This window comes from Mycobacterium sp. E3251, from assembly GCF_001666835.1.
GTDB lineage: Bacteria > Actinomycetota > Actinomycetes > Mycobacteriales > Mycobacteriaceae > Mycobacterium.
In genome coordinates, this window is sequence record NZ_LZJF01000011.1 from 81,895 (window position 1) to 101,354 (window position 19,460).

Sequence of the window (19,460 nt, forward strand, 5' to 3'; positions counted from 1 at the left end):
GAGCTCTCGCTTTATTCATCACGTCTCTTGCTCTCCCGGCCGATCACATGAACTCGACGCCCATGCCCGGATCCTTCCCGACGCGGGTCCGTGCAGACGGCTGTCAGCGCCCCGGGGGGACCATGTACCGAACGTGCAGGATCAGCCTTGCCTTTCACGCACGATGCCGCCCCAGAACCATCGTGGTCAGCGCCTGCCGGATGCTGTTGGTTGCCTCTGACTGACGCGGTGTCGGTCATTCTGGGCGCATGGTCGACTGCGGAGTCGAATAGTAATTCGCGCAACTGTTTTCGTCCGCGGTTCAGCCTCGAACTTACGGTCCCTTGCTGGGTGTCCGTCATAGCGGCGATCTCCTTATAGGAGTACCCGGCAATGTCAGCAAAATACACGACGATGCGAAACTGCTCGGGCAGCCCCATCATTGCCGCCTTGAGGTCGCGGTCTGGCAGCAGTTCCAGCGCCTGGTCTTCGGCCGACCGTAGGCCCCCTGGCGTACGTGGGGCACTGGCCGCAAGTTGTCGATCGGTGATCTCACCACTCAGATGCTGGGCGGGACGGCGCTTTTGCCTCCTATAGCCGTTGATATGGGTGTTGGTCATGATCCGCCGCAGCCATGCTTCGACGTTTGTGCCTGGCTCGAATGCCCGGAAACCGATATAAGCGTTGAGCATTGTATCTTGCACCAGATCCTCCGCGTCCACTCGATTGGAGGTCATCCGGAGAGCTTGCCGATACAGAGGTTCAAGGAGCGGGATGACGGCGCTTTCAAATTGAGCGGTCAGCGGGACGTCTGGCGCCGTTGCCCATTCGGCGCGTACGCGGCCCACGCTACTTCCCTTCCATCGCGAAAAGCATTGGCAGGCTTATAGACTGGCTATCGCTTGCCCGAATCAGGGCGGACCAGGCCGCGGCGGACCGGTGCGGGGGAACGGTCCCGGAACCCGAGGAACGCGAGGACCAAAAGCGCGAGCGTCTGGATGCGGCGGCGCCGGTCAGTGCATCGTCTTCTTCCGGCCGCTGTACGAGCGCTGCCTTGGCCGCGACTGCGTGCAGGCGCGTTTCTTCCATGGCCGATCCCCGAATCACGCGGCCCTGGCGACGGGTACGGCACTTTCTTGCGTCCACAACACCTCCGGTTGTCATTCCGGTGCCAGGGTCCACCGCCGCGGGGTGAGTGGTCATCACCCGACCCGGCAATTCATCCGGGTGAGCGGCACGTGGTCGTGAACGCCATCCACAAACTCAACACCAACCAGGTCGTGCATCGACTGCTGCGGTGAACTTGCCGACCCGCTCCGCCGGTTTTGACGATTGTTATCTATCACCCGGGTGAGTAACGAACGTGGGCGACGACAGTTCACCCCTCTGCGCGTCATGATCAGAACATCTTCAGCTGCGCAGGTGTATGCCGTTGTCTCAGCGCAGCAGCGGACCCGCCAGCGCAAATAAGACCATAAGACCTGGCAGATACGGATGGAGAGGGCACTGATGGGGATTTCTGAATTCGACGATGTGCAGGCCCATCTGCTCGAACCAGAAGAAAGCCTGGACTCAGAACAGACTGGCATCGACCTCGACGAGGGCTACTCACCCCCGGAACGGCCCCGTGAACTGCGGGCGTGGGGTCTCACCGCGAGGGAAGCGCGGACCCATGAAAGCCTGGCGCGCCGACTGGCCCGTGAGGTGCCCGACGTGACCGATCAGTGGGATGGCGACGGAATCGGTGATAGCGCCGATAGCGATGGGGAGCCAATCGACGATCAGGTCGGCGATATGCGCGCTGGTCGCCTCGTCGCGTTCGACGTCGACCCCACGGATCCTGGTGCGGATTACCTTGCCCACGACGTCGGTATTGACGGCGGCGCTGCCTCGGCTGAGGAGGCCGCCATGCATATCATCGACGACGAAGACACCAGCGCCGGTCGGGAATGGCGTCTCTAATGACCCGTCGTCCGGCCCGTCGGTGAAATTTGAGCTGTGGTGACCCGCGTTGTGATCCTCGGCGGCGGCCCGGCCGGCTACGAGGCGGCATTGGTTGCGGCTGCACGAGACCCGGCCGTAGCCCGCGTAACCGTCGTCGATTCCGACGGGGTGGGCGGCGCCGCGGTGCTGTGCGACTGCGTGCCATCGAAGACCTTTATTGCCTCCACGGGGCTGCGCACTGAACTGCGACGGGCAACCCGCCTGGGTTTCGACATCCACATTGACGACGCCAAGATCTGTTTGGCGGCAATCCACCAGCGGATCAAGACGCTCGCTACCGAGCAATCGGTGGATATCACCGCCCAGCTGCTGAGCATGGGTGTCGAGTTGATCGTGGGCCGCGGCGAGCTGGTTGATGCGGCTCCCGGTCTGGCGCGGCACCGCGTCAAGGTGAGCGCGCGCGACGGCAGCACCACGATCCGCGATGCCGACGTGGTGTTGATCGCCACCGGCGCGAGCCCCCGGGTCCTGCCGTCGGCACGCCCCGACGGCGAGCGCATCCTGACCTGGCGCCAGCTCTACGACCTGGACTCGTTGCCCGACCACCTGATCGTGGTGGGATGCGGCGTGACCGGTACCGAATTCGCCAACGCCTACACCGAACTGGGCGTGACCGTAACGGTGGTAGCCAGCCGCGACCGGGTGTTGCCATACGAGGACGTCGACGCCGCGCAGGTGCTCGAGGAATCGTTCGCCCAACGCGGGGTCAAACTGATAAAACAGGCGCGGGCACAATCCGTGACGCGCACCGGCGACGGGGTGCTACTGACAATGACTGACGGCCGCACCGTAGAGGGCAGCCACGCGTTGATGACACTTGGGTCGGTGCCCAACACCGGCCGGCTGGGTTTACAGCGCGTGGGCATCGAACTCGGCCCCAGCAATTACATTGCCGTCGACCGGGTGTCGCGGACATCGGTCGCGGGCATTTACGCTGCGGGGGACTGCACTGGTGTGCTGCCGTTAGCCTCGGTTGCCGCCATGCAGGGCCGGATCGCGATGTATCACGCGCTTGGTGACGCCGTTAATCCGTTGCGGCTGGGCACCGTTGCGGCGACGGTATTCACCCACCCGGAAGTCGCGACGGTCGGCGTCTCGCAGACCGCGATCGACGACGGCTCGATTCAGGCCCGCAGCATCATGCTCCCGTTGAAATTCAATGCGCGAGCGAAAATGTCGGAGCTGCGTCAGGGCTTCGTCAAACTATTTTGCCGGCGGGACAGCGGCGTGATAATCGGGGGCGTGGTGGTCGCGCCGATCGCTTCGGAATTGATATTGCCGATCGCGATGGCTGTTCAAAACCGGATCACAGTCGACGATTTGGCGCGGACGCTTGCGATCTATCCGTCGCTCTCCGGCTCGATCACCGAGGCGGCGCGCCGGCTCATAGCCCACGACGATCTGAACTGATGCACGAACCAGTTCGGCCGACGAGGGCTCGGTGGTTCCGGGAATTGCTGATGCCGCATCGCGTCGCCCGACTAGCGATTGCCGTCGTCGGAGTGCCGGTGGCCCTGTGGTGGCTGCAACCGTGGAAGTTGTTGATCAGGATCACCGCCGATGAAAGTCTGCCGCCTGGAGTGCAGACCACCCGCTGTGGAGAATTTACCGGTCGCATCCATCGAACCAGTGGTGTTGCGCGCCTCGTAATCCTGGCTGACGGGGCACAAATTCTGCGGCTGGAGAATCTGCACACCACTTTTGGACCCGGATTGCGCGTATGGCTCAGCGACGCACCCGTCGACCATGCGTGTTTCCCGTGGCGAAAGTTTGCACACGGCACTCACATAGACCTCGGTCGCCTGCGTGCCAACCGAGGTAACGCCGGTTACGCCGTGCCCAACGACGCCGACGCCGACGCGGACGCGCTCAGCAGTGTAATCCTGTGGTGCGAGCGCTTCCGTGTGCCCTTCGGCGCGGCGCAATTACACCCCGGGTCCGACGAGTCTCTCGGCCCTGGTGGCGGTCGCCGCAACCTTCGGGCCGCGGATCCTGTGCCGCGAGCGCACGATTCACCGCACGGCAGGGCGCCGCGGAGAATCACTTGAAGCGGGCGTCACTCAATGCATTCGATGCAACAGATCGCAACTTGAGCGAAATCACCCGGGTGAACTGTGCTGAAGAGTGATGACAGAAGGCCCGGGCCCGGGCGATGCTCGTGCTGGAGATCTCCACAGCCGTTTACCACGCCGCAGTCGAGGACTCAATGGCCCGCCAAGGAACAGCACGACCTCATGCGATCGATCCCCGGCACCAGGTGGATACCCGAATACCAAACAGGAGAAGAGATATGGAGGCGGTCCCAGTTCACCGTCAACGGCAGAAGGCGCAACCGACCACCTCGGTTGTGATCGTTGGCAGCGGGTTCGCCGGTTTCGAGTGCGCGCGCCGACTGGTCCGGCGGCTAGACAGGGCGGGTGCCTCTGATGTGACGGTGACCATTGTTTCGCCGGTCGATTACCTGCAGTACACGCCTTTGCTCGCGGATGTGGCCGGTGGACTCGTCGACCCACGGTTTGTCTGTGTTCCACTGGCCGGAACGCTCAAGGGCGTGCGGGCGGTGCGCGGCCAGGTCGATAGCGTTGACGTCGATCGGCATATGCTGTCGTTCACCGATCCGGAGGGCCAGGTAGGGACGCTGTCGTGGGATCGGCTGGTCTTGACACCAGGCTCGGTGACCCGCGTTTTCGATACACCCGGTTTGGCCGAATACGCGCACGGACTGAAGTCGACGGCCGAGGCGCTGTATCTGCGTGATCGGGTGATCGAGCAGTTGGAACTGGCTTGCGTCGACGAAAACGAGGAGCGCGCGGCCGCGCGACGCACGATTGTCGTTGTCGGTGCGTCGTATTCCGGTTCCGAATTGACGGCGCAGCTGCGGGCGCTCGCCGACGCGGCGGCGAAGCAGATGGGCTTTGATCGGGCCTCGGTGCGGTTTGTGCTGGTGGACTTGGCCAACCAGGTCATGCCCGAGCTGGGGCAGAAGCTCGGCGACGCTGCGATGCGTGTGCTGCGCTCTCGCGGAATCGACGTGCGGTTGGGCATGACGCTCAGGGAAGTTCACGCCGATCATGTTGTGCTCATCGATGGTTCGCGCATCGACGCTTATACGGTAGCGTGGGTGGCCGGCGTGAGCCCGTCACCGTTGATCGCCACGCTGGGATTGGAAACCGAGCGGGGCCGGCTCAAGGTACGGGCCGATTTGCAGGTGCCAGGTCATCCCGACGTGTTTGCCGCGGGCGACGCCGCCGCCGTTCCGGACCTAACCCGCCCGGGCAAGATCGCACCGCCCACAGCACAGCACGCGACCCGACAAGGTAAGACGCTGGCCCGCAACGTCGCGGCGAGTCTCGGCTACGGCCAGCGAAAGGACTATCGCCACAGCGACCAGGGTATGGTGGTCGACTTGGGTCCGCGCTACGCCGTCGCCAATCCGCTCGGCGTGCACCTGTCGGGCTATGCCGCAAAGTTTGTCGCCCGCGCCTACCATCTTTACGCGATTCCCCGGCTCGTCAACCGTTGGGCGGTCGCACTCGCATACCTCACCGACGTCTTCTTCGCCCGCACCGTGTTGTCAATGGGATTTGCTTTCGGCGCCGACCCGCAATTTGCGGCCAGCGGAGTCGCCCAACTACCGAAGGCGGCTGGGGCAGAATGAGATTCAACGACCCCACTGTTGTTTCTGACTGCAGACACACCGCCTGGCCGCCTGTTCTCCCCGACGGAGAAAAGATTGCGGTGTCCCACGGCACTGTTGGGGGGGCGATACGACGGCACCGTACGTGATCGCCGCGGTCGTATTCCAGCAACACATCCGGCCCCAGCCTTATTTGGGTTGATCACTACAGTGACACGGAGTACCAATGACTATCGTCAACAAAGGATTTCGCGGACGCCGCGCTGAGTCGGCCCCCGATCTACCGCCCGGCCAGCATCTGACCGATGACTTCCCTGTCTTGCAAGCAGGGCCGACTCCGCGGATCGATCTCGATGACTGGCGATTCACCATCCGCGACGAGCTTGGCGCTGAACACTCGTGGACCTGGGCCAAGTTCAAGCGCCTGCCCTGCGAGCGTCTCAACGTGGACATCCACTGCGTCACCACGTGGTCCAAGCTTAATACCAAGTGGGAAGGCGTTTCTCTGGACACACTTTTCGAATCGATCGACACTGCAGCCGGATTCGCACTGGTCGGTTCCTACGGCGGCTACACCACCAACCTTCCCTTGGGCGACCTTCTCGGCGGCAAGGCCTGGATCGTCTACGCGTACCAGGGCGCACCGCTCGGCGCGGTGCACGGCGGCCCGGCGCGGCTGCTGGTGCCGCACCTGTATTTCTGGAAGTCCGCGAAGTGGGTGAGATCCATCGAGCTGCGCGACAGTGACACGCCGGGATTCTGGGAGCGGTTGGGCTATCACAGCTACGGCGACCCGTGGCGAGAACAACGCTACGCCGGCGATTGACGGCGGCCGTGGATCTCGAGGTGAAACCGAAGTTGCGCTGGCGGGTCGCGCGCGTCGTGGACTCTGAACCCGAGAACGGGTCCGCGCAAACGATCGGGCTGACCGTGCCGGGCTGGAGCGGCCACTTGGCCGGTCAGCACGTCGATCTCAAGCTGACTGCTGAGGACGGGTACAGCGCGCAACGCAGCTACTCGCTGAGCAGACCAGCCGATGGTGAGCGCATCGAGCTTACTGTGCAACAGATTCCAGACGGGGAAGTCTCGCCCTACCTCGCCGGGCTCGTTGCCGGCGATGAGGTCGAACTTCGAGGACCCATCGGCGGCTGGTTCGTCTGGCGGCCTGGCGAGGGGGATCGGGTTCTGCTCGTCGGTGGCGGATCGGGAATCGTGCCGTTGATGGCCATGCTGCGACAGCGGGTAGTGGTGGGCAGCGCCTACTTTCGGTTGGTCTATTCGGTTCGCAGTCCCGAGGACGTGTACTACGCGCAAGAGCTGCGCCGGCTCGAGCGCGACTGTGACTGGCTGCAGATCGCGGTGGTCTACACCAGGGTGGCCGCGCCGCGGACAACCCGGCCGCCCGGCCGGGTCCGCGCCGCCGACCTCGTGTCGACGGATTGGGTGCCCGCCGATGTTGCGCGCGTCTACGTTTGCGGTCCAACGGGGTTCGTGGAATCGGTGACCGCGAAGCTGATCGAGCAGGGGCACCAGCCGTCCGCCATCCGAACCGAGCGGTTCGGGCCGAGCAGCTAATCAAGGAAACGAGGAGCGATGACCGAACCAACGCACGTCGACGGTAACGCGGTCGCGGGCGCCTTCGCAGAAGTGCTGGGATTCGACGTCACCGCAGTGACGTTGGTCTGCGGGAAATGCTGTCGCAGTGGGGCCTTCGCCGAGAGCCACGTCTATCACCGCGGGCCCGGCATCGTGGTGCGCTGCCCGTGCTGCGGAAACGTCATGGCCCGGCTTGTGCAAACGCCCACCGATACGTGGCTGGACTTCCGCGGCGCCGAGTCCTGGCGTGTCCCGATCCAGGCGGACTGATGGAGTCACTCGACGCACTTGCAGGTCGGGTGCGCACCGCCGACATCGTGGACGCCATGGGGCGACTGCACCGACATCGGTGTCATCTCCTCGACCTGGTGAGCCCCACTCCCGGTCGCCAGCTTTTTGGCCCCGCCGTGACGATCTCGTACTTCCCGGCGTGCCGGGCTGCGCTCCCACCCGAGCGCTACAACTTCAAGAGATTGTTCTACGACGCCATCAAAGACGGCGCCGAAGGACGCGTGCTGGTCCTGGCCAGCAATGGCTGCACGGACGCGTCACTGGGCGGTGGGACAAAGTTATCGCGGGTCAGAAACCATCGGCTCGCAGGCATTCTCGCGGACGGGCGGCTGCGCGACTTCGCCGAGCTCGAACACTTCAACATCGCCATCTATTGCCGAGGGGAGACAACGCGGTGGGGCGGCGACTCCGTCACCCCCTTCGAGGTGAACCGTCCCGTCGTGGTCGCCGGGGTGACCGTCCGTCCCGGCGACTATGTCTTCGCCGACGCCTCCGGCGCCGCCGTCATACCCGCCGCCGATGTGCGCGCTGTCCTGTGCGCCGCCAACCAAGTCGCGGCGGAGGACGCAGCGGCCATCGCCGCCATCAGAGGCGAAACTCCAACCACACCGGGAGGCGATGAGAACTGAGGGGTCGGCAAGAATTGGGGGCATGACCGCAGGGCGGCTTGCTCGAGCGCGCATCGTCGGCCGCTCACCCGGGTGAATTACGCAGCCGGATGACGACATCTCGCCCCATCCGCACCGATAGTGGTCGTTGATCTGAGCCGGCGACCTCCAACCCCGGACCGACCGCCCTTCTCGGACAGCACATCTGGCTCAACAACTCCGGCTCAGGAATCTATGGTGAGAGGAAGACCCTATGGCCAAGCCTGAATTTTTCGACACACCCGGATACGGCGAGATCGCCCGCACCCGTAACCATTACAGGCAAGCGTTGCGCATCGGCGATCGCATCGAGATCTCGGGCCAAGGCGGCTGGGAGGCGGACTTCTCCTTGTCAGTCACATCCCTGGAAAAGGAGATCGTCAAGGCGTTCGACAACGTCGAAAAGACCCTCGCCGAGGCGGGCGCCAGCTGGAGCGACGTCGTGAGCGTCCACTCCTACCACGTCCCCACCGCCGACGAAGCCATTGGTGATGAACACATGTCGGTAATGGTGGACCAGTTCCGCAAGCGGTTCGGCGAAAACCCACCGGTGTGGACCGCGTTGGGCGTCGAGGCGCTCGCACTACTCAACCAGCATATCGAGATCGAGGTCGTCGCCATCGTCGGTCTCGGCGGCAAGTAGACGTCGGTATCAGGCCGCCGAAGTCGACGACTCACCCGTGAAACGGAGGCAGCGTGGACCGAATACTTCATGCCCTGATCGGTGACGCGCCCGGTGCCGTCGATGCCGCCATCAAGACCTCGACCCTGTTCCTCACGGCTGCGATCCTGTTTCGGTTCATGGAGCGCCGCACCCTCGCCGAATTCGCGCCGTTCGACTGGATCGCAGCGGTAGCCGCCGGAGCCATCGTCGGTCGGGCTGCTACCGCCAGCGATAGCTCGTGGCTGAACGCAACCGTGGCGCTCATTTGCCTCCTTGCCGCCCACGCGGTACTTGCGAGATTGCGCTTCATTCCGAGGATTCGACGTTTCATCGATCCGCCTCTGAAAGTGCTGATCCGCAACGGGCACGTCGACCGACGGAGCCTGCGTCGATGCGGACTGACCGCCGCCGATCTCGAGGCTGTACTACGACAGCACGGACACGAAAGCTCCGATCGTGTTCACCTCGCGATCTTCGAAGCCAAAGGTGCCATCTCCATCCTGTTGACGGATGGGGGGTGTGATCGGCATGGGGCTCGAGTTTGATGCGCCGGCGGCGATTACCGTGCCCGTTGCCCGAGGGTGGCACCCCATGATCACCTGCTACGACGTGCTCACGGAATGGGGGCGATTCGGTCGCGGTTCCCAACGCTCCGCAATCACGCGCGTATCAGCCGGTGCCGAGGGGAGTCGATCTGGACCGAGTGGGGCAACCCACTAAACCGCGTTGGCTTTATGCCATAGACGATGTCAGTTTCAAACAGATTGGAGAACGGTTCAATGGGCACCGTGAGCAGCATGCTGGATACCTATCCCAGGGATCTCGGTCGTATCGACAGGGCCAAACTGATCCGATGTATCGAAACCTGTATAGAGTGCGCTCAAGCCTGCACGGCGTGCGCGGATTCTGACCTGAGCGAAGAACGGGTCGCTCACCTCACGAAATGCGTTCGCACAAACCTTGACTGTGCCGACATGTGCGCGACGACCGGCCGCGTACTGTCTCGTCACACCGAATACGATGCAAACATCACCCGCGCGGTGCTGGAGGCATGCGCGGTCACCTGTAAGGCTTGCGGCGACGAATGCGATCTGCACTCAGCACATCATGAGCACTGCCGCATCTGCGCCGCCGTGTGCCGCCGCTGCGAGGAAGCGTGTCGCGAGCTTCTCGCTTCATTGGGCTGAACGGCGTTCGTGCACAACCGGTGTCACTCACGAAGAGATTTGACTGAGCGGGGCCTGGGGGACGCGCTCTTCAGCCCGGAAGTCGGCCGCCGGGCGGTGGAAATTGCGATCGGGTGATCCAGCGCTGAGCGTCGAGTGCAGCCGCGCAGCCGCTGGCGGCGGCGGTGATCGCTTGGCGGTAGCGTCGGTCGATGAGGTCGCCGGCGGCGAATACGCCGTCCACTGATGTCTGGGTCGTCTCGTCGCGCGTCCGGACGTAACCCTGGCTGTCGAGGTCGAGAAGCCCCTTCAATCGATCCGAGCGAGGCATCTGTCCGACGGCGACGAACACCGCGGCACTGTCGATGTCGTCGTCGGCAGGGCTATCGGTGATGCGCACCCGGAGGCCGGTGACGTGGTGTCTGCCGTGGACGGCTACCACTTCAGTGGACGTCAGGATCGTGACGTTGGGATGGGCGCGCAGCCGAGCGACGGCGAATGCCGATGCCCGTAGCCGGGGACGGTGGTGGACGAGGGTCACGTGGCGGGCCCGGGATGCAAGATAAAGCGCCTCTTCGGCCGCGGCGTCGCCACCGCCGACGACGGCGACCGCGCAACCGGTGAACTGCGCACCGTCGAGTTTGGCGCTGGTGCTGACTCCGTGGCCCAAGAGGTCGCGCTCGCCGGGCACATCGAGCGGCCGGTTGATGGAGCCCATTGCGAGGACGAGGGCGCGGGCGTGGTGCCGTTCGTCGTGTATCGCGACGGTCTTGACCTCGTCGTGGAGATCGAATCGGTCGGCGTCGCCTGCGTGAAGTTCGGCGCCGAAACGCCGTGCCTGGTCGCGCATCGCGGCCGCCAGCGCGGGTCCGCACACGGGCGGAGCGAGACCGGGGTAGTTGTCCACCGGCCCCGCGGCCATCAGTGCACCACCGGGTGCCTCGCCCTCCACGACGAGGGTGTCCAGTCCGGCTCGCGCGGTGTAAATCGCCGCGCTGTAGCCGGCGGGGCCTGACCCGACGATGATGACATCGCGAACCCGCCTCGCGGATCGCATCAGCCGGTGGTGTTGTGTTGGGCGGGCCGGGCAGCGTTGCGGGGTTGGCCCGTGGTTTGCGCGCGCCGCGCTGGCGGTGTCATAGGTTGATGGCGTGCCCCGTGAGGGCGTGGAAGCATTCCTGTAGTCCCTCGCCGAGCGTGGGGTGGGTGTGCACATTGCGGGCCAGCTCGGTCGCGGTCAGGTCCCAGAGTTGGGCGGCGGTGAGCTCGGGGAGTAGCTCGCTGACTTCGGCGCCGACGAGGTGGGCGCCGAGTAGCTCGCCGTGCGCGGCGTCGGCGATGATTTTGATGAAGCCCGCGCGCTCGCCAAGTCCGTGTGCTTTGGCGCTGGCCTGCATGGGGAAAGTGGCTACCCGCATGTCGTACCCGCTGGCGCGGGCCTGGTCTTCGGTGTAGCCGAAGCTGGCGACCTGGGGTTGACAGAACGTCACGCGCGGCATCATGCGGTAGTCCAATGACATGGTCGGGGCGCCGGCGATGGTTTCGGCGGCGATGACGCCCTGGGCCGAGGCGACGTGGGCGAGTTGAACTTTGGCGGTGACGTCGCCGATCGCGAAGATGTGGGGAGCCGACGTGCGCATGCAGTCGTCGATGTCGATCGCCCCACCCGTCGTGAGGCGCACACCCAGCTTGTCGAGGCCGAGATTTTCGACGTTGGGGCAAAATCCGATGCAGATGAACGCGCGGGAAGCGTCCACTGAGGTGGCGCGACCGTCGCGGTCATTGTGCGTGACGGTGACGTTGTTGCCGTGGTCGATCACCGAGTCCACCCGGGTGTTGGTGTGAATGGAGATGCCGCGGCGTCGGTACTGTCGGGTCAATTCCTTTGACACGTCGGCGTCTTCGTTCGGGAGAGCACGGTCGGCGTACTCGAGTATTTGGACGTCGACACCGTAGCTGTTGAGGATGTAGGCAAACTCCATGCCGATTCCGCCGGCCCCGATGATGACGATGGACTCGGGTATTGTCGCGTCGAGGATCTGCTGTTCATACGTCACGATGTTGTCGCTGAGGGTGACCCCGGGCAGCATCCGCACCCGAGAGCCGGTGGCGATGATGGCGTTGTCGAAGCGGAGGCTGGTCGTGCCGCCGTCACGTAGCTCTACGTCCAGTGTGTGTGAGCCGCTGAAGCGGCCGCGGCCGTCGATTTCGGTGATCTTGTTTTTGCGCATCAGAAAGTGGACGCCGCGGACCCGGGCGTCGGCAACTTCTCGGCTACGTGACACGGCACGCGCGTAGTCGAGGTGGATGTCACCACGTATGCCGAACTCGTCCGCCTGATGGGTCACGATGGAGGCGATCTCGGCGTTGCGCAGCAAGGCTTTTGACGGAACACATCCGGTGTTGAGGCAGACCCCGCCCCAATAGCGTTCTTCGATGATCGCGACGGTCATGCCGAGTTGGGCCGCGCGGATGCCGGCGACGTATCCGCCCGAGCCGGCGCCCACGACGACCAGGTCATACTGGCGGGGGATTGATGTGCTCATCGCTCGGCGCCTTCCTGTGATGACGAGTAAAGCGGCTGCGTCGGTTCATCTCTCAACGGGGAGTGCACCGGTGCCCGCTGTGGTCGCGAGGCAAAGTCAGGCCGGCGGTGCCTGCCGTTGTCGAGTTGCACTGATGGAGTCCGCCAGCAGCCACAGGGCCAAGCCCAGCAACGCGATATCTTTCATGAGAAATTCGCCATTGGCCGACAGGACGGGGAAGCCACCCGCGGTAGGTTCACCGATCCCGGGCGTGCTGACCATAAAACTGAGCGTGCCAAGGAAGAACGCTGTCGCCATCACACCGCCGATCACCGAAGCCTTCGGATACCACGGCCTCAAGGCCAGCAACGCTGCGATCACCAACTCGGCTGACCCTAGTACTCGGCCGAACGCGCTGATCGACATGATGTGATAGACCCAGCTCAAAAACGGGCTGTGGGCCACTAACGGTGAAACGCCGTGGGATTCGTAGTAGGTGAATTTCATTGCGCCGAACCACGCTATGACGACGACCAGCCCGTAGCGCGCAATGAGTGGTGCGGCTCCGACCCGTCGTAACACATGAATCGTCCGCCCACTGTCCTCCGTGGTCTCGCCCACAGCCATGAGATCCCTCTCCTTTCATTGCATTTACCTGCCATTCGCCAGGATCGGCGGTTCTGCACGCGCATCACCCCGAACTGAGGTGTTCGTCCACTCAAGTGGTCAAGGCGATACAAGCCCAACGAGACCGGTGCCTGCGCGGAAAGGATCCGCACGCTGTGTCGATTATGAGCTTGCTGCCGGGCCGGGTGAGATGGCATCACCCGCGAAACCGATTCACCCGGGTGAAGACGATCGGCGGTCGTGGCCCAAGGGGCGGTGGCGTCCCACAACTCGGGACTGCGGAGGTGCTGCTTACTGAATGTCCGGCTCTCGCGGTGTCGTACGATTTCGTCGGTGTCGCTGTTCAGCCAATCGGCACGGCAGATCGATCGTTTCCGACATCGGCTCCCTGCGCTGTCGGGCGCCTGTGTCAGATGAGGTGGGCGACGCGAACCCCCACCATGGGATATTTGCCAGTGCAATACGTATTCTATTCTGCGCCAATATTTTCCAAAATCACCGCTACGGCCTGGCCAGAGCCGATGCAGATACCAATCACCCCGTAGCGGGCGCCTCTCTCACGCAATTCGGTCGCAAGGGTCAACAGATAGCGAGTTCCCGTAGCCCCGAAGGGATGTCCGATCGCAACGGCGCCGCCGTTGGGTGTCAGCTTGTCGTCGGGAACCACGAAACCATCCAGCTGGTTTGGCAATTCCCGCAGTACGCCGAGCGCCTGGGCGCTGAACGCCTCGTGCACCTCCCAGACGTCGATCTGCTCGGGAGACAGCCCAGCCCGGCGGATCGCGGCCGGGATTGCCCATGCAGGTGCCACGCCCATGATGAGGGGGTCGATGCCGTAGACCGCACTGGACACCACTCGGGCCAACGGCTCGACGCCGAGTTCGCTGGCTCGCTGCCCGGAAGCGATGACTACGGCACTGGCGCCATCACTTAAAGGCGAGGAGTTCCCCGCCGTCATTTGGGTCGTGCTTGGCTGGGCCGGCAAAGCCGCCAGCAACTCGGCGGTCGTGTCATCGCGGATGAACTCATCATGTTCTGCCAACCGGGCAGGCGTCCTTTTCGTCGCCGGGATCGTCACAGGCATAATCTCTTTGGCTAGCCGACCTCGATCGCGGGCCGCCTTCGCGCGTTGCTGGGATCGCACTGCGAAGGCGTCGATCTCCTCGCGGTTCAGTGAGTAGCGGTCGGCGACATTCTGCGCAGTCTCGATCATGCTGATGTAGGCGTTGCGGGCCAGCAGCACCGGGTTGGGCGGTCCGCCAGCGCCGCTCCACATGGTGTCAAGCATGAGAACCGGACCTCGGGGACTGAACGCGGCGTCGCCCTTCATCAGCGCCCACCCGGACCGCGACATCGACTCGACTCCACAGGCGATACCCAACCCGAGGTCGCCGGCCTTGATCGCGTGGCTGATAGTCACCGCCGCGCTCAGTGATGATCCACAAAATCTGTTCACGGTGGACCCGGCCGCGGTGTCGGGAAATCCGGCAGCCAAGGCTGCCCACCGGGCGACGTCGCCCATGCCCTCGTGAGCAGGGTTCACGCAACCCGCCACGATGTCTTCCACGGCGCCGAGGGGCACACCCAGCCGGTCGCAGGCGCCCTTCATCGTCATACCCAGCAAGTCATCGGTGCGAATGCCCGACAGTGTGCCGCCATAGCGGGTGAACGGGGTTCGCACACCTCCCAAAACATAGGCCTCAGTCATCGCCACCCACCTAAACCGCCTCGAACTGCTGCAGGCATCTGCTCCCCTACCAGGCTGCCCCGGCGTGGGGTGAATCATCATCACCCCAAACGTCTTTCGCCCGGGTGATTAGCGGAACGCGCTTCTAAGAAGCGACGATTCGCGACCGGCTACATCTGACTGATGCCGGCAGGCGAATTACAAGAGGCCGAGTTCTCGCGCCCGGCTGACCGCTGCGCTGCGGTGCTCGACGCCGAGCTTGCGGTACAGGGCGCGCTGGTGGGTCTTCACGGTATTGAGCGAGACGTATAGCCGCGCACCGATCTCACGTCGCGATAACCGGGTGGCGAGCAGGCGAAGAACCTCGAGCTCCTTGGGTGTCAGCTCCTCAGCGACCGCGCACGCCTCATTGGGCGAAGGCACTACGGCGCCGGCACTTCGCCCGGACGACGCGAGCATCGTCGAGCCGATGCCGGCGTCCGCGCAATCGCGCACCAGGGTGCCGGCCTCTTCGCGGATGGCCTTTGCGGTCTGGTGGTCGCCGTGATCCTTGAAGATCTCCGCTCTGACCGACAGCGCCTTGGCCACCTCGAGGATTGCTCCACCTTGGCGGGCCGACATGACGGCCACGTCGGCGGCCACAGCTGCAGCCGCGTCACCGCGCATACGGAGGAGCTCGGCCGTGGCGAGCGACACCATCACGTCCACGAGGTGTTCCGCATCCGCGAGGTCCCGGGAGCTGCCGGAAGCGCGGCGGATCTGACGTTCGGCGTCGGCGAGCCGGCCATGTTCGGCCGAAATCAGTGCCAGATGGCCCAACGCATAGATGCGGGCGCGACGATCGCCCACCTTCTCGGCTAGCTTTACGGCCTGCTCGAAGGCGGCTTGTGCCTCGTGGGTGCTGCCCGAAAAGTACAGCGCGGATCCATAGATGCAGTAGGCGCTTGAGCGGCCCAGTGGCGCTTCGCCGAGATCGAGGGTGATCGCCCGGCGGGCCGTCTCAAGCGCCGTCGCGACTTCGGCTGTCTTGAACGCGTGAACTGCGCGCAACACGACGACTTGAGCGCCGATGACGCCAGCATCTGCGGTGTCGGCCACGGATCGGGTTTCGACGGCCTCGATCCACCCGGCCGCGTCATCGACTTGCCCAGCGCTCAGGGCGATCCAGGCGCGGGCCAAGCTCAGCCGCGGATCCTGTAGAACGGTCTGCTCAGGAAGCAGATCGAGCAAGCCGGACACGGTCGACACGCCGCCCCCGTTGAATTCGTCGACCCAGTCCGCGGCGATCAGATCGGCACTGCGCTCGATGTCACCGCCGGCGACCAGGTGGCGCACCGCCTCATCGATGAGGCCCTCGGTCTCGAACCAGGCCGCGGCTCGCCGGTGCAGATCGGCGACCAGATCGGGCTCGCTGCGACGCAGCTCGGTGCGCAGCAACTCTCCAAACAGCTGGTGATAGCGATACCAGTGACGCGACGCGTCCAGTGGCACCACAAACAGGTTTTCGCGTTCGATCATCTCCAAGATCGAGGCCGCGTCAGACGTTTGCAGCACCGCGTCGCACAGCGCACCGCTGAGTCGTCCCAAGATCGACGTACGTAGCAAAAAGCTGCGCAGGTGCGGCGGCTGCCCGTCGAGCACCTCGGCCATCAAGTAGTCGACGATATGACGGTTGTCCCCCGCGAACGTCTTGATGAGCGTGGGGGTATCAGCGCGCCCGGCAAGCGAGAGAGCGGCAAGGTAGAGGCCGGCAGCCCACCCCTCAGTGCGGCGGTGCAAAAGTTGAATATCTGCGTGAGCCAAGTCCAACCCAAGGACGCCGTTCAGCAGTTGCTCCGCCTCACTGGCCTCGAAACGTAAATCGGCGGTCCGCATTTCGGCGAGATCGCCGCTGGCTCTCAGCCGCGCTAGCGGAAGGAAAGGATCCGATCGCGTGGCTAACACCAAGTGAAGATTCGTCGGCAACCGGCTGATGAAAAATCCGAGCTGCTCATGAACTGCTTGGTTTGTGACCAGGTGGTAGTCATCCAGAATGAGCACCATCGGGCCGGCGATTGCGTCCAGATCGTTCAGCAGGGTGGGCAATACGACCTGCACCGGGTCGGCGCCCATCGCGAGGAGTTCGATCGCGCGGCTCCCCGCGCCGGGACTCATCTTCTGCAGGGCGGCTATCACGTACATCCAAAACCACACGGGGTCGTTGTCGGAGGGATCAAGCGACAGCCAGCCAAACTGCTGGTCCTCGCCCGCGGCCAGGGCCCACTGTGCTAGCACCGTCGTCTTGCCCCAGCCCGCCGGCGCACTTAGTAGGGTCAGCTTGCGGCGGCGCCCCGCCGACAGTACGTCTAGCAGGGCGGTCCGGTGAACGAGCTGGGCCCCGATGGCCGGGACGTGCAGCTTGGTGGCGAGCAGAACGGCTCGCGCGGCGGCTTCTCCGGCACGGTTGTCGCCGCGTCCAGCTGAGGCGGTCAAATCCGAACTCCGCGAATCCGTAGAAACCGGTAGCCGGGCGGGAAAAGTCGGCGTTGACGCACCATGGCTGAGCGCTGGCGTCTCGGCATCCCAGTTGTCCCCTGCAGGGTCCGGCGGGCTCGTTCTGCCCGGCAATCGCGGTGACCCTATTGAATCAGATCCGTTCTCCTCGACTACCTTCGGCGGACGCCGGCGGTGCCCGTTCGGGCTGGCGGATCCACGTGCCGCCAACGGCTCCAGGATTTTCTCGTGAGCCGCGCTCACGCTGTGTCCGCTCACCGTATTTCCCTTCTTTTCCCATTGATGGGATGACTCTCGCAACTCATGACACCGCGGCGAGCGGATGGTGAGCGTCTCAACATGAGGTGATTGGGCGTCTCAAAGTGAGACGCCGTGGTGGCGCCGGCGGGCGGCACGTCGACGTTTCGGGTGCTCATGGGCGCCGGTTCACCCACACATTCCCACCGACACCGAACACCACTGGGATCACCATCAATATTCCCAACACTGCGCTCATCGTCGCTTCTCAATTCCTCTGTGTGGTTGCGCTCCGGTGCCGGTGCCTGGTCGAGCGGCGGCGGTCGCGGCGATCCAGAGCTCAATGACTACGTTGGCAGCGCGGACACCCCGTCACCATCACCCAGCGGGTGATCTTTAGGGCCGGGTCGGTGTATACCTAGTGCCCTTGATAATTGACCGACTGGTCAATCCGATTCGCGCATGAGCTGCGCCAATTGGGTGCGGGAATGGATGTCGAGTCCGGCGACGCATTGTGCACGCGGGTCGTCAGCGTGCAGGGGAGGTGCAATTCTCAGAAAGATCTCAGCGGGCGGCGCGATCAGAGTCAATGCAGGCCAGGAAATCTCGCCTGAGGAGGATTCAGCGGCGAAAGAAGTGGGCATCGCATTCAGTCCTTGCACATGGAATTCGGCGGGCTGGGACGCCCTCGCGCAGCCCCAGCCCGCCGAACGGTCAGACACCGGTGTGAGATCCCAGTCAAGAAACGAACAGCGAGACGCCGTCGCTCGTGGTAACTGTGCGGTCGCGGGCCGGCGAGTGGCGTGTGCCAGGCATTCGCCTACGGCTGCATGCCGTTGGCGGCGTCTGTGGCGTCATCGCTTGTTACGGGGCGTGTTGGTTTTTCGGGGGCGAAGATTCCGGCAAAGCATCGTCGTTGCCGCTCAGCAATCCCGGCATGTCTGCGCACCGAGATATACGGTCCTGCTTGCGGGTTCGGCGAGCGAGGTGGCATGACCGGCGGTCATCGTGACACCATGGCGTACCCAGCGAGACCAAACGCCACTGGCACCATCGCCAGTATTCCAAACGCCGCGTTCAACATTGTTCGCTCTTTCCCTTGTGTGCTCACCCGCACGGTGTGCGGCCTAGCTGGGCCGTCGGTTTGGGTGAAAACGTGATCGGTTGTCGACTACTACGGTCGTCGCGCGGGCCGCGCAAAACCATCGCCCGAGGATTGATCTTTAGGGCCGGATGGGTCTAGTACCAGGCCGATACGCGCCCCGGCTGCTTCGTAGACTATTTCTAAACGGGTGGCTGGACGTAGCGTTTTCGCTCGTTGACCGACGGGAGCGGCCGCCGAATCTGGCCGGCGAACAACCTCTACCAAAGTGAGTGCGCGGTTATCTGTAGCCATATTTTGAATTCCCTTTGTTCACGGCGTCTTTGCGCGCGTTTGACACGCAATCGTTGGAGCATGGTTGCAAGCGCACCATTGCCCGCGCGCCGTCCATGCGCATCGGTATCGGTAGTGCGGCTTGCTGATTCGTCGATCGAGCTGGGCCAGCTGCCGCTCACCGCAACACCATCGCGTACCCGGCAATCCGAAACGTCGCTGACAACATTGCCAGCGTTCCGTAGGCGGCGTTCAGCATTGTTCGCTCTTTCCCTCGTGCGCTCACTGGCGGTTTATGGCTGCGCCTCGACCGTCGCTCGGGTGAGCACGTAATCAGTTGTCGACTTCTACGGTCGGTGTGCCCGCAGCGCGAAACCATCACCCGAGGGTTGATGTTTAGGGCCCGGTGGATGCAGGACTAGGCGGCCCGTATTTTACGTTTCGGTCAATCAGATCCGCGCCTGAGCTGCGCCAACTGGGCGCGGGAGGTGATGCCCAGTTTGGTAAATGCGTTGTGCACGTGGGTTTTCAC

At 63.9% G+C, this 19,460-nt stretch carries 17 protein-coding genes; 11 read left to right on the forward strand and 6 right to left on the reverse strand.

All coding sequences use genetic code 11. The features are described from left to right. Positions 1–11: 11 nt before the first annotated feature. On the reverse strand, positions 12–827 hold the full coding sequence (locus tag A5697_RS26830) for a sigma-70 family RNA polymerase sigma factor (RefSeq protein ID WP_369806033.1): 816 nt from the start codon (positions 825–827) through the stop codon (positions 12–14). Between the two features lie 646 nt (positions 828–1,473). On the opposite strand from A5697_RS26830, the gene A5697_RS01400 reads away from it, so the two are divergent. From A5697_RS01400 to A5697_RS26840, 11 genes are all read left to right on the forward strand, one after another. Further along, positions 1,474–1,941 (forward strand): DUF5709 domain-containing protein, encoded by a 468-nt coding sequence (locus A5697_RS01400; RefSeq protein WP_068007307.1) that lies wholly within the window; start codon positions 1,474–1,476, stop codon positions 1,939–1,941. 36 nt (positions 1,942–1,977) lie between these two features. Beyond that, positions 1,978–3,393: an NAD(P)H-quinone dehydrogenase gene (locus A5697_RS01405; protein WP_068007310.1), complete on the forward strand. Its 1,416-nt coding sequence runs from the start codon at positions 1,978–1,980 to the stop codon at positions 3,391–3,393. 50 nt (positions 3,394–3,443) lie between these two features. Then, a complete protein-coding gene (locus A5697_RS28695) occupies positions 3,444–4,031 on the forward strand; it encodes a DM13 domain-containing protein (RefSeq protein WP_082953189.1) in 588 nt (195 codons plus the stop codon). Between the two features lie 242 nt (positions 4,032–4,273). Continuing rightward, a complete protein-coding gene (locus A5697_RS01410; protein ID WP_068007313.1) occupies positions 4,274–5,641 on the forward strand; it encodes an NAD(P)/FAD-dependent oxidoreductase in 1,368 nt (455 codons plus the stop codon). Between the two features lie 205 nt (positions 5,642–5,846). Next, a complete protein-coding gene (locus tag A5697_RS01415) occupies positions 5,847–6,446 on the forward strand; it encodes a sulfite oxidase-like oxidoreductase (protein WP_068007315.1) in 600 nt (199 codons plus the stop codon). 8 nt (positions 6,447–6,454) lie between these two features. Next, positions 6,455–7,195: a ferredoxin reductase gene (locus tag A5697_RS01420; RefSeq protein ID WP_068007317.1), complete on the forward strand. Its 741-nt coding sequence runs from the start codon at positions 6,455–6,457 to the stop codon at positions 7,193–7,195. 18 nt (positions 7,196–7,213) lie between these two features. Next, positions 7,214–7,486, forward strand: a complete 273-nt coding sequence (locus tag A5697_RS01425) for a DUF6510 family protein (protein ID WP_068007320.1) — start codon at positions 7,214–7,216, stop codon at positions 7,484–7,486. Beyond that, a complete protein-coding gene (locus tag A5697_RS01430) occupies positions 7,486–8,136 on the forward strand; it encodes an RraA family protein (protein ID WP_068007323.1) in 651 nt (216 codons plus the stop codon). The genes A5697_RS01425 and A5697_RS01430 overlap by 1 nt, the downstream gene beginning before the upstream one ends. A 232-nt stretch (positions 8,137–8,368) precedes the next feature. Further along, complete coding sequence (locus A5697_RS01435; protein WP_068007326.1) at positions 8,369–8,797, forward strand: Rid family hydrolase; 429 nt, start codon at positions 8,369–8,371, stop codon at positions 8,795–8,797. A gap of 53 nt (positions 8,798–8,850) precedes the next feature. Further along, complete coding sequence (locus A5697_RS01440; RefSeq protein WP_068007329.1) at positions 8,851–9,363, forward strand: DUF421 domain-containing protein; 513 nt, start codon at positions 8,851–8,853, stop codon at positions 9,361–9,363. 234 nt (positions 9,364–9,597) lie between these two features. Continuing rightward, a complete protein-coding gene (locus A5697_RS26840; protein ID WP_082953190.1) occupies positions 9,598–10,005 on the forward strand; it encodes a four-helix bundle copper-binding protein in 408 nt (135 codons plus the stop codon). Between the two features lie 70 nt (positions 10,006–10,075). Here the strand turns inward: A5697_RS26840 and A5697_RS01445 are convergent, their stop codons facing one another. The 5 genes from A5697_RS01445 to A5697_RS01465 all read right to left on the reverse strand — a co-directional run bounded on the left by A5697_RS01445 (position 10,076) and on the right by A5697_RS01465 (position 17,295). Next, entirely contained in the window at positions 10,076–11,041 is a 966-nt protein-coding gene (locus A5697_RS01445) for an NAD(P)/FAD-dependent oxidoreductase (RefSeq protein ID WP_068007330.1), read from the reverse strand. 79 nt (positions 11,042–11,120) lie between these two features. Then, complete coding sequence (gene lpdA, locus A5697_RS01450) at positions 11,121–12,518, reverse strand: dihydrolipoyl dehydrogenase (RefSeq protein ID WP_231971940.1); 1,398 nt, start codon at positions 12,516–12,518, stop codon at positions 11,121–11,123. Positions 12,519–12,626: 108 nt separating this feature from the next. Continuing rightward, complete coding sequence (locus A5697_RS01455; RefSeq protein ID WP_082953191.1) at positions 12,627–13,136, reverse strand: YkgB family protein; 510 nt, start codon at positions 13,134–13,136, stop codon at positions 12,627–12,629. A gap of 469 nt (positions 13,137–13,605) precedes the next feature. Beyond that, positions 13,606–14,844, reverse strand: coding sequence for a thiolase family protein (locus tag A5697_RS01460; protein ID WP_068007352.1), 1,239 nt, complete (start codon positions 14,842–14,844; stop codon positions 13,606–13,608). A 177-nt stretch (positions 14,845–15,021) separates the two neighbouring features. Continuing rightward, positions 15,022–17,295: a LuxR C-terminal-related transcriptional regulator gene (locus A5697_RS01465; RefSeq protein WP_068007336.1), complete on the reverse strand. Its 2,274-nt coding sequence runs from the start codon at positions 17,293–17,295 to the stop codon at positions 15,022–15,024. Positions 17,296–19,460: the final 2,165 nt, after the last annotated feature.